Raw genomic sequence first — 8,619 nt, 5'->3', positions numbered from 1 at the left:
TCCTGTCCTGCGTACCCACTCTGACGCCCTCCGGGCCTTCGTCTTCGTCCGTCCCCGACCACCACTGCATGCGATGCGTGAACTTTACAGTCGCGCAGAGGGGGCAAATCCGTCAGCCGAAGGCCCTCCTCGGCCAACGCGCAGGGCTGTCGGCCCTGTTGAGGAGGGCATCCGGGGCCGTCGGAGAGGCGGGCCGTCAGGCAGGAACCGGAACGCCCCGGGGGAACGGGACGCCGTTCAGGCCCATGTCGCGCCGGCGGGCTCCTGGACGGTGGCGTTGAGCCGGTTGAAGAAGTTGGTGGTGGCGATCATGAGGATGAGGGCGGCGAGCTGCTCCTCGTCGAAGTGGTCGGCGGCCTCGTCCCAGACGGCGTCCGGTACCGCCTGGCCGGTACGGTCGGCGATCCGTGTGGCGGCTTCGGCGAGGGCGAGGGCGGCGCGTTCGGCGTCGGTGAAGAACGGGGCCTCGCGCCAGGCGGCGACGGCGTGGAGCCTTTCGTCGCTCTCACCGGCCTTCTTGGCACTGGCCACGCCGCCGTGCACACAGGCGCTGCAACCGTTGATCTGGCTGGCCCGCAGGTGGACCAGTTCCATGGTCCGCTGCGGCACGCCGCCCTGGTGCACGGCCTTGAGGAGGTTCTGGACCCCCTTCATGGCGTCGGGCAGTACCGTCACGGGGTTCTTCATACGGGCTTTCACGGTGTTGTCCTCCAAGTCACTGCCGAGCAGCGGTCGTTGAGCCGGTCGGCTACCGTCCTTTACTGCTCTGACGGATCAGGACACGGGGATGTGACAGGTGAGCGGGGAAGACTTTCTGGCGCAGCGGTTCGAGGAGCACCGCCCTCATCTGCGGGCGGTGGCCTACCGGATGCTGGGCTCGCTCAGCGAGGCGGACGACGTCGTACAGGAGACCTGGCTCAGGCTGAGCCGTTCCGACGCCGCCGCGGTGGAGAACCTGGGCGGCTGGCTGACCACGGTGGCCGGCCGGGTGTGCCTGGACCTGCTGCGTTCGCGCAGCACACGGCGCGAGGACCCGCTCCACGACCAGGACGGACAGGTCCGTCTCCCCGATCCGGTCATCAGCAGCACGGCCGGTCCCGACCCCGAGCAGCAGATACTCCTGGCCGACTCGGTCGGCATGGCCCTGATGATCGTCCTGGAGACCCTCGGTCCCGCCGAACGCCTCGCCTTCGTCCTGCACGACATGTTCGCCGTGCCCTTCGACGAGATCGCCCCGGTCCTCGGCCGCACCTCCGCCTCGGTCCGGCAGCTCGCCAGCCGCGCCCGCCGCCGCGTCCAGGGCGCGGTGCCCGCTCCCGGCGACGGCTCGGCCCTCCCTCGGCCCCCGGCCGGGGGGACGCCCGTGCGCCAGGTCGTCGACGCCTTCCTCGCCGCCGCGCGCGACGGAGACTTCGACGCACTCGTCGCCGTACTCGACCCCGAGGTCGTCGTCCGCTCCGACGGCGGCACCCTGCGCCCGAGTCTGCTCCGCCGCGGTGCGGCCCAGGTCGCCTCCCAGGCGATCACCTTCGCCCGGTACGCCGAAGCCGCGCACCCCGTACTGGTCAACGGCACCCCGGGCGTGGTCGCGACGGCACAGGGCCGGCCGCTCTCGGTCATGGCCTTCACCGTCCGGGGCGACAGGATCACCGCCCTCGACATCCTCACCGACCCCGAGCGCCTCGCGCGTATCGACCTGAGCGTTCTCGGCCGCTGAGCCACCGGACGCACCGCGTCGACGGCTTGGGCCGGTTCCTGCTCGTGGCCAGGATCGCCGGTGGCACTACCGCATGATGCCCGCCTGACACTGCGGAGGAAGTTCGTGGCTGTTGACGTCCGTACCAAGGAGAAGGCCCTGCGGCTGCGCGTCTTGGGCGAGGAGGTCCTCGTACTGCCGAGCGCGTGGGACGCGGGCAGCGCGGCCGTGGACGTGCCGGTGGCCGTCGAGGTCGCGGCGACGGTACGGGAGGTGGTCGCCGTCGGTGCGGCCGGCATCGGCCCGGAGGACTCCAGGGCTGCGGTCGGCCCGCTGTTCACCGCCGGGGAGCAGACGGAGTCCACCGCCGGGGAGCAGGCGGAACGCGTCCGCGCCGTCCACGACGCGGCGGCCGGTGCCGGGCTGCCGGAGCTGGTCGTCCACGCCCGTACCGGGGTCTGCCTGTCCGGCATCGGTGAGGAGGGCGGCCGTCCCGCCGAGGTGACCGCCAGGACCGCGGCGTGGGCGGAGGCGGCCGAAGCCGGGGTGCGCCGCATCAGCGTCGGCAGGGGCGTGGCGCAGGCCGCGTACACCGCGGCTCGTGACGCTGCCCCGGAGCTGCTGGGCGAGGGAAGTTACGGGGCGCTGGACGGTTCGCCGGACGGTTCGCCGGGCTTCTCCGCGCTGAACGGCCTGTCCGGCAAGGGGCCGTACGGCCGGCCGGCGGTGGGCCGGCGTCTGCCGGGCCGGGGTACTGGGCCTCATGCGGGCCGGGGTGCCGGGCCTCATGCGCGCAGGCGCAGGCGCTGTCCGGGGTAGATCCGGTCCGGGCCCTCGTCGAGGATGTGCCTGTTCAGTTCGTACAGGGCCTTGGTGCCGCCGGGGACATCGGCGCGGTACGCGATGGCGGAGAGGCAGTCGCCCTCGCGCACGACGTAGGTGGTTCCGCTGATGGCCTCGCCGGAGCGCTGCGCCGGCACCCGGGTCACCGCCGGGGGCTGGTAGGTGCTGCCGCCGGCACCCGTGCTCGGGGTCCGGGGGGCGCTGCTGCCGGACCTCGTGCTCGGGGCCTGGGGGGTGGAGTCGGAGGCTCCCGAGTTTCCGGTGTGGGCCGCCGCGCGGCGCCCGCACTGGGGCCAGGCGGACAGACCGACGTCCTGGGCCACGCGCTGGGCCACCGCGATCTGCTCCGACCGTGAGGCGAGGTCGGCGCGGGGGGCGTACTGGTGGCCGCCGTAGGCGCGCCAGGTGGAGGGGGCGAACTGCAGGCCGCCGTAGTAGCCGTTGCCCGTGTTGATGTTCCAGCGGCCGTTGCTCTCGCAGGCGGCGATCGTCTCCCAGTCGGTTCCCGACGGGGCGGATCGCGCATCGGACCGTACATCGGCTCGCGCATCGGCTCGCGCAGTGCTCTGACCGGCGAGGCCCAGAACGCTCAACAGGGCCAACAGCAGAGGCAGGATCGTTTCAGCAGTCCGCTTGACGAGGGGTGAAGGCGACATCCGGGTTTCCTCCGCTGTGCTCCGGCAGCGCCGTGACGCAGTGGTCGTCACGGCCGATGGGCATGCAAGGAATAACCCACCGATATGCTTTTAGGCGGGTATGCGGAGTGCGACGTGCGGGTTTTCACCCGGGTGGAGGCTTGCCGCGAGCAGCGGCCGGCCCCCTTCGACCGCCGCCGCCGCGGGGGCGGCAGGCGGCCGGCCGGCCGGTGCGTCCGGTGGGCCCGGCGGAGGGCGCGTGCCCGTCAGAGCACCTTCTTGACCAGGTCGGACAGCTCGGCGACCTCGGCTTCGGTGAGGTCGGTGAGGGGGGTGCGCACCGGGCCCGCGGGGTGGCCGGCGACCGTCATGCCGGCCTTGACGATGCTCACGGCGTAACCGGGGCGGCGGCGCCGGATCGCGCAGTAGGGCAGGACGAAGTCGTCGAGGCGCCGGCGGACCCCGGCGCTGTCGCGCGCGCGCACGGCGTCGTAGAAGTCGAGGGCGAACCGCGGCAGGAAGTTGAAGATGGCGGACGAGTACGTGGTGACGCCCATCTCCAGGTAGGGCAGGGCGAACATCTCGGCGGTGGGCAGTCCGCCGATGTAGACGAGGCGGTCGCCGAGGCGGGAGTGGATGCGGGTCATCAGCTCCAGGTCGCCGACGCCGTCCTTGAAGCCGATCAGGTTCGGGCAGGAGTCGGCGAGTTCGGCCACGGTCGTCTCGTCGTAGACGGCGTTGGCCCGGCTGTAGAGGATGACGCCGAGACGCGTCGCGCGGCACACCGCCTTCACGTGCGCGGCCAGGCCCTCCTGCGACGCCTCGGTCAGGTACGGGGGCAGCAGCAGGATGCCGTGGGCGCCGTCGCGTTCGGCCTGCTGGGCGAGTTCGACGGCGGTCGCGGTGCCGCCGCCGGCCGGGGCGACGACGGGCAGCCCTTCGGGGGCCTCCCGCACCGTGGCGGCGACGACCTCGGCGACCTCCCGGCCGGTGAGGGAGAAGAACTCACCGGTGCCGCCCGCCGCGAAGAGCCCCGCGGGTGAGAAAGCGCCGAGCCGGGCGATGTTCTCCCGGTAGGCCGCCTCGTCGAAGGAGAAGTCGGCGCGGAAGTGGGTGACGGGGAAGGACAGCAGCCCGGATCCCAGCTTCCTGGCGGCCTCGTCGGGCGAAAACTGCGACATGGTCTCGGGTCTCCTCGTGCAGGCGGTGTACGGGTGGGTGCGCCGGACCGTTCGGCACCGTGTCGCCGGGCGCGCTTCTGAGGCTAGGATCGCGCAACGATTCCCGTCCAACACGAAAAACGCATCCACCGATACCGAGAGAGCATCATTGTTCACCCTCACCCAGTTGACGAACTTCGTGGCCGTCGCCGAAGAGCTCCATTTCGGACGGGCCGCCGAGCGGCTCCAGATGACCCAGCCGCCCCTCAGCCGGCAGATCCAGCTCCTGGAGGGCTACCTGCGGGTCCAGCTCTTCGACCGTACGAACCGGTCCGTACGGCTGACGCCCGCCGGGCGCGCGTTCCTGCACGAGGCCCGGCGCATCCTGCGCCAGTCCGAACAGGCCACCCTCGCCGTCCGCCAGGTCTCCACCGGCGAGGCCGGCAGCATCGCCATAGGCTTCACCGCCGCCAGCGCGTACTCCATGCTCGACGCCCTCCTGGACACCGCCCGCACCGTGATGCCGGGGGTGGAGATCGTGCTCCGCGAGATGGTCACCCGCGACCAGCTGGAAGCGCTCACCGAATCCAGCCTGGACCTGGGCCTGGTGCGGCCGCCCGTGACCGACACCGATCTGTGTTCCCGGCCGGCCGCGGAGGAACGGCTCGTCGCCGCGCTCCCCGCCGGCCATCCGCTCGCACGGGCCGAGGGGCCCCTCGGCATCGCCGCCTTCCACGGCCAGGACGTCCTGATGTACTCACCGGTCGAGGCGCGTTACTTCCACGAGCTCCTGATCAGCGTCTTCCGCGCGGCCCGCATCACCCCGGTGTTCTCCCAGTACCTCAGCCAGGTGCACAGCATCCTCGCCCTGGTCAACGGCGGCTGGGGCGTCGCCCTGGTCCCCGAGGCCGCCACCCGGCTGCGCTACGCCGGGGTCGTCTTCCGGGAGGTGCGGCTCGCCGCCCCCGCCCCGGTCGAACTGTCCCTCACCTGGCGGAAGAACAACGACAACCCGGCCCTGCACGCCCTGCTCAAGCGCCTCTGAGGCATCTCCACCGATTCAATTTCGGCATCGCAGCATACGAAACAAGTGTTGGACCTGCATGCGTGCGGCTCCTAGCTTCCTCTGTAGCGAGAGCTCGCCGGAACTTCATCCGGGACGGGTGCCCCCCGGCGAGTTGAGCCGCACCCCGCAGGTGCCTGAGGAGAAGGGGCGTCCATGCCCTCCGCTCGTGTCACGCGCGCCGATTCCCCCGTCGACAGCGCCGTCGCCAAAGTCTTCCGCCGTGTGGTCCCGCTGTTCGTCGTCATGCTGATCTGCAATCAGCTCAACCGCTCCAACATCGGTTACGCCCAGGTCCACCTGGAGGCGGACGTCGGCATCGGCGCCGCCGCCTACGGGCTGGGCGCCGGTCTGTTCTTCGTCGCGTACGCCCTCTTCGAGCTGCCCAGCAACGTGCTCATGGAGCGGTACGGGCCCAAGGTCTGGCTGACCCGCATCATGGTCAGCTGGGGCCTGGTCTCGGCCGCGACGGCCTTCGTCAACGGCCCCACCATGTTCTACGTGCTGCGGTTCCTGCTCGGCGTGGCCGAGGCGGGCTTCTTCCCCGCCATCATCTTCTACTTCTCGCGCTGGCTGCCCGGCTCCCACCGGGGCCGCGCCACCGCCATGTTCGTCGCCGGATCGTCCATCGCCGCCGCCGTCTCGGGACCGGTCTCCGGGCCCCTGCTCGCGCTCGACGGAGTGGGCGGGGCAGCGGGCTGGCAGTGGCTGTTCGGCCTCGAAGGGCTGCTGTCCGTCGTCGTCGGCTGCGTCGCCTACCGCCTGCTCGACTCCAGGATCGAGGACGCCCGCTGGCTGACCCGCGCGGAACAGCGGGCCCTCGCGGACACCGTGGAGCGGGAGGACGACGTACGGCGCGCCGAAGCGGGCGCCGGGGCCGGTACGGTGTCGCGCTGGAAGCTCCTCCTCAACCCGCAGGTCCTGGTCTTCTGCGGCATCTACTTCGCCATCCAGCTGTCGATCTACGCCAACACCTTCTGGCTCCCCGGCATCGTGCGCCGCATCGACGGCGTGAACGACATCACCGTCGGCCTGCTCTCCTCGCTGCCCTGGATCTGCGCGGTGGTCGCCATGTACCTGGCCGGCCGGGCCTCGGACCGCCTGGGCCGCAGCAAGCCGCTGCTCGTCGCGGCGCTGCTCGTCGCGGCCGCCGGCACCTACCTGGCGGCCGTCACGTCACCCGCGCTCGCCCTGGTGTTCCTGTGCGTCGCCGCCATGGGCTTCAAGAGCGCCAGCCCGCTGTTCTGGACCATTCCGCAGGCCACCATGCACCCGGCCGTGCTCGCACCGGCCATCGCGCTCGTCAACTCGCTGGGAAACCTCGGGGGTTTCGTGGCCCCGTACGGCTTCGGCCTCGTCAAGGAAGCCACCGGGCAGGTCACGTACGGCCTGTACGCGCTGGCACTGTCCTCCGTGGCCGGCGCCGCGCTGGTGCTCCTGATCCGCCGGGACCGCTCCCCGGCGGCCCCGGAACCCGGTGCCGCCGTACCGCCCGCGCCGTCCGCCTCCCCCCGCCCGGCGGCCTGACGCCCGCCGCCCCGGCACACCGACGCACCCGCCTCCCCGCCTCCCGTACGCACCCGAAGGACTCCCCCATGAGCGCCCCGCCCCCGTCCGTCGTCTCCCTGCGCGTCGTCCCCGTCGCCGGCCGGGACAGCATGCTGCTCAATCTCAGCGGCGCGCACGCCCCGTACTTCACCCGCAACCTGGTCGTCCTGACCGATTCCGAAGGCCGCACCGGCGTCGGAGAGGTCCCCGGCGGCGAGCCCATCCGCACCACGCTGGAGGAGGCCCGGGACCTGGTGGTGGGGCAGCGCGTCGGCGACCACCACGCGGTGCTCCGGGCGGTGCGCACCCGCTTCGGCGACCGGGACTCGGGCGGCCGCGGCGCGCAGACCTTCGACCTGCGGGTGACGGTGCACGCCGTGACCGCCCTGGAGTCCGCCCTGCTCGACCTCCTCGGACAGCACCTGGGCGTGCCCGTCAGCGCGCTGCTGGGCGAGGGGCGGCAGCGCGACCGGGTGCCCGTCCTCGGATACCTCTTCTACGTCGGTGACCGCGGACGCACCGACCTGCCCTACCGCGCCGAACCGGACGCCCGGGACGACTGGCTGAGGCTGCGCAACGAGGAGGCGCTCACCCCGGCGGCGATCGTACGGCTCGCCGAGGCCGCGCAGCGGCGCTACGGCTTCCAGGACTTCAAGCTCAAGGGCGGTGTCCTGCCGGGAGAGCAGGAGGCGGAGGCCGTACGCGCGCTGGCCGAACGCTTCCCGCGGGCGCGCGTCACCCTGGACCCCAACGGGGCCTGGCCCCTGGAGGAGGCCATCGCCCTGGGGCGCGGACTGCGCGACGTCCTCGCGTACGCGGAGGACCCCTGCGGCGCGGAGGGCGGCTACTCGGGCCGGGAGACCATGGCCGAGTTCCGCCGCGCGACCGGGCTGCGGACGGCGACGAACATGATCGCCACCGACTGGCGGCAGCTCGGCCACGCCGTGCGCGGCGACGCGGTCGACATTCCGCTGGCCGACCCGCACTTCTGGACCATGCACGGTTCGGTGCGCGTCGCCCAGCTCTGCGATTCCTGGGGGCTGACCTGGGGTTCGCACTCCAACAACCACTTCGACGTGTCGCTCGCGATGTTCACGCACGTCGCCGCGGCGGCCCCCGGTGACATCACCGCCATCGACACCCACTGGATCTGGCAGGACGGCCAGCGCCTCACCACCGCACCGTTCGAGATCAAGGACGGCATGCTCGACGTCCCGGACCGCCCGGGGCTGGGCGTCGACCTCGACATGGAGCAGGTGGAGGCGGCGCACGAGCTCTACCGCGGCCTCGGCCTCGGTTCCCGCGACGACGCGGCGGCCATGCGCTGCCTGGTGCCCGGCTGGCAGTTCGACAGCAAGCGACCCGCACTGGTGCGGTGACGGCCGGCCCGCCCCCGGCCGGCGGGTCAGGACGTCAGACCCCCGGCCGCCACCACGGCGGCCTTCGTCCGGGCCACGCCGCAGAGGTCGCCCCCGGCCCCGCCGCCCGTCGGCCAGGGCGGCGACGGCCCGGCAGACCCGACGGACCGAACAATCTCGTCCCCCTCCCCGCCCCGGCTCCCGGGTGCCGTACGGCACCCGGGTTGTCCGGAAACGGCTGCGAGAGAGAGCATCCCGCGGCCGCCGCGACCGCGTGCAGATAGCCCACCTGAAGAGTCTCCATGCAGGCAGTGGT

Annotated in this window: 8 protein-coding genes and 1 pseudogene; 5 read left to right on the top strand and 4 right to left on the bottom strand. The window is 72.3% G+C overall.

From position 1 onward, the window contains the following. Window positions 1-237: 237 nt before the first annotated feature. Window positions 238-699, bottom strand: coding sequence for a carboxymuconolactone decarboxylase family protein (locus ACWD0Y_RS35250; protein WP_450264344.1), 462 nt, complete (start codon window positions 697-699; stop codon window positions 238-240). A 97-nt stretch (window positions 700-796) separates the two neighbouring features. On the opposite strand from ACWD0Y_RS35250, the gene ACWD0Y_RS35245 reads away from it, so the two are divergent. Continuing rightward, on the top strand, window positions 797-1,717 hold the full coding sequence (locus ACWD0Y_RS35245) for a sigma-70 family RNA polymerase sigma factor (protein ID WP_450264343.1): 921 nt from the start codon (window positions 797-799) through the stop codon (window positions 1,715-1,717). 105 nt (window positions 1,718-1,822) lie between these two features. Continuing rightward, window positions 1,823-2,515 carry an isocitrate lyase/phosphoenolpyruvate mutase family protein gene (locus ACWD0Y_RS35240; RefSeq protein ID WP_450264342.1) on the top strand — a complete coding sequence of 231 codons (693 nt, stop codon included), beginning with the start codon at window positions 1,823-1,825 and terminating at the stop codon, window positions 2,513-2,515. On the opposite strand, the gene ACWD0Y_RS35235 is transcribed toward ACWD0Y_RS35240, so the two are convergent. Beyond that, the gene (locus ACWD0Y_RS35235) at window positions 2,482-3,195 is read right to left on the bottom strand and encodes a transglycosylase family protein (protein WP_450264341.1); all 714 of its coding nucleotides are present in this window, start codon (window positions 3,193-3,195) and stop codon (window positions 2,482-2,484) included. The two genes, ACWD0Y_RS35240 and ACWD0Y_RS35235, sit on opposite strands and share 34 nt — an antisense overlap. A 245-nt stretch (window positions 3,196-3,440) precedes the next feature. Then, window positions 3,441-4,355 (bottom strand): 5-dehydro-4-deoxyglucarate dehydratase, encoded by a 915-nt coding sequence (gene kdgD / locus ACWD0Y_RS35230; protein ID WP_093799917.1) that lies wholly within the window; start codon window positions 4,353-4,355, stop codon window positions 3,441-3,443. Between the two features lie 148 nt (window positions 4,356-4,503). Here kdgD and ACWD0Y_RS35225 point away from each other — a divergent pair, with 148 nt between their 5' ends. From ACWD0Y_RS35225 to gudD, 3 genes are all read left to right on the top strand, one after another. Then, window positions 4,504-5,379, top strand: a complete 876-nt coding sequence (locus tag ACWD0Y_RS35225; protein WP_450264340.1) for a LysR substrate-binding domain-containing protein — start codon at window positions 4,504-4,506, stop codon at window positions 5,377-5,379. 174 nt (window positions 5,380-5,553) lie between these two features. Then, complete coding sequence (locus ACWD0Y_RS35220) at window positions 5,554-6,924, top strand: MFS transporter (protein ID WP_450264339.1); 1,371 nt, start codon at window positions 5,554-5,556, stop codon at window positions 6,922-6,924. Window positions 6,925-6,992: 68 nt separating this feature from the next. After that, window positions 6,993-8,324: a glucarate dehydratase gene (gudD, locus tag ACWD0Y_RS35215; RefSeq protein ID WP_450264338.1), complete on the top strand. Its 1,332-nt coding sequence runs from the start codon at window positions 6,993-6,995 to the stop codon at window positions 8,322-8,324. A gap of 202 nt (window positions 8,325-8,526) precedes the next feature. Here gudD and ACWD0Y_RS35210 read toward each other — a convergent pair. Beyond that, a pseudogene (locus tag ACWD0Y_RS35210) lies at window positions 8,527-8,619 on the bottom strand (DUF4365 domain-containing protein); the annotation flags it as partial.

This window comes from Streptomyces altiplanensis (assembly GCF_053591575.1).
The sequence above is the reverse complement of the archived record's forward strand: the minus strand, read 5'-3'. Positions and strand labels throughout refer to the sequence as shown.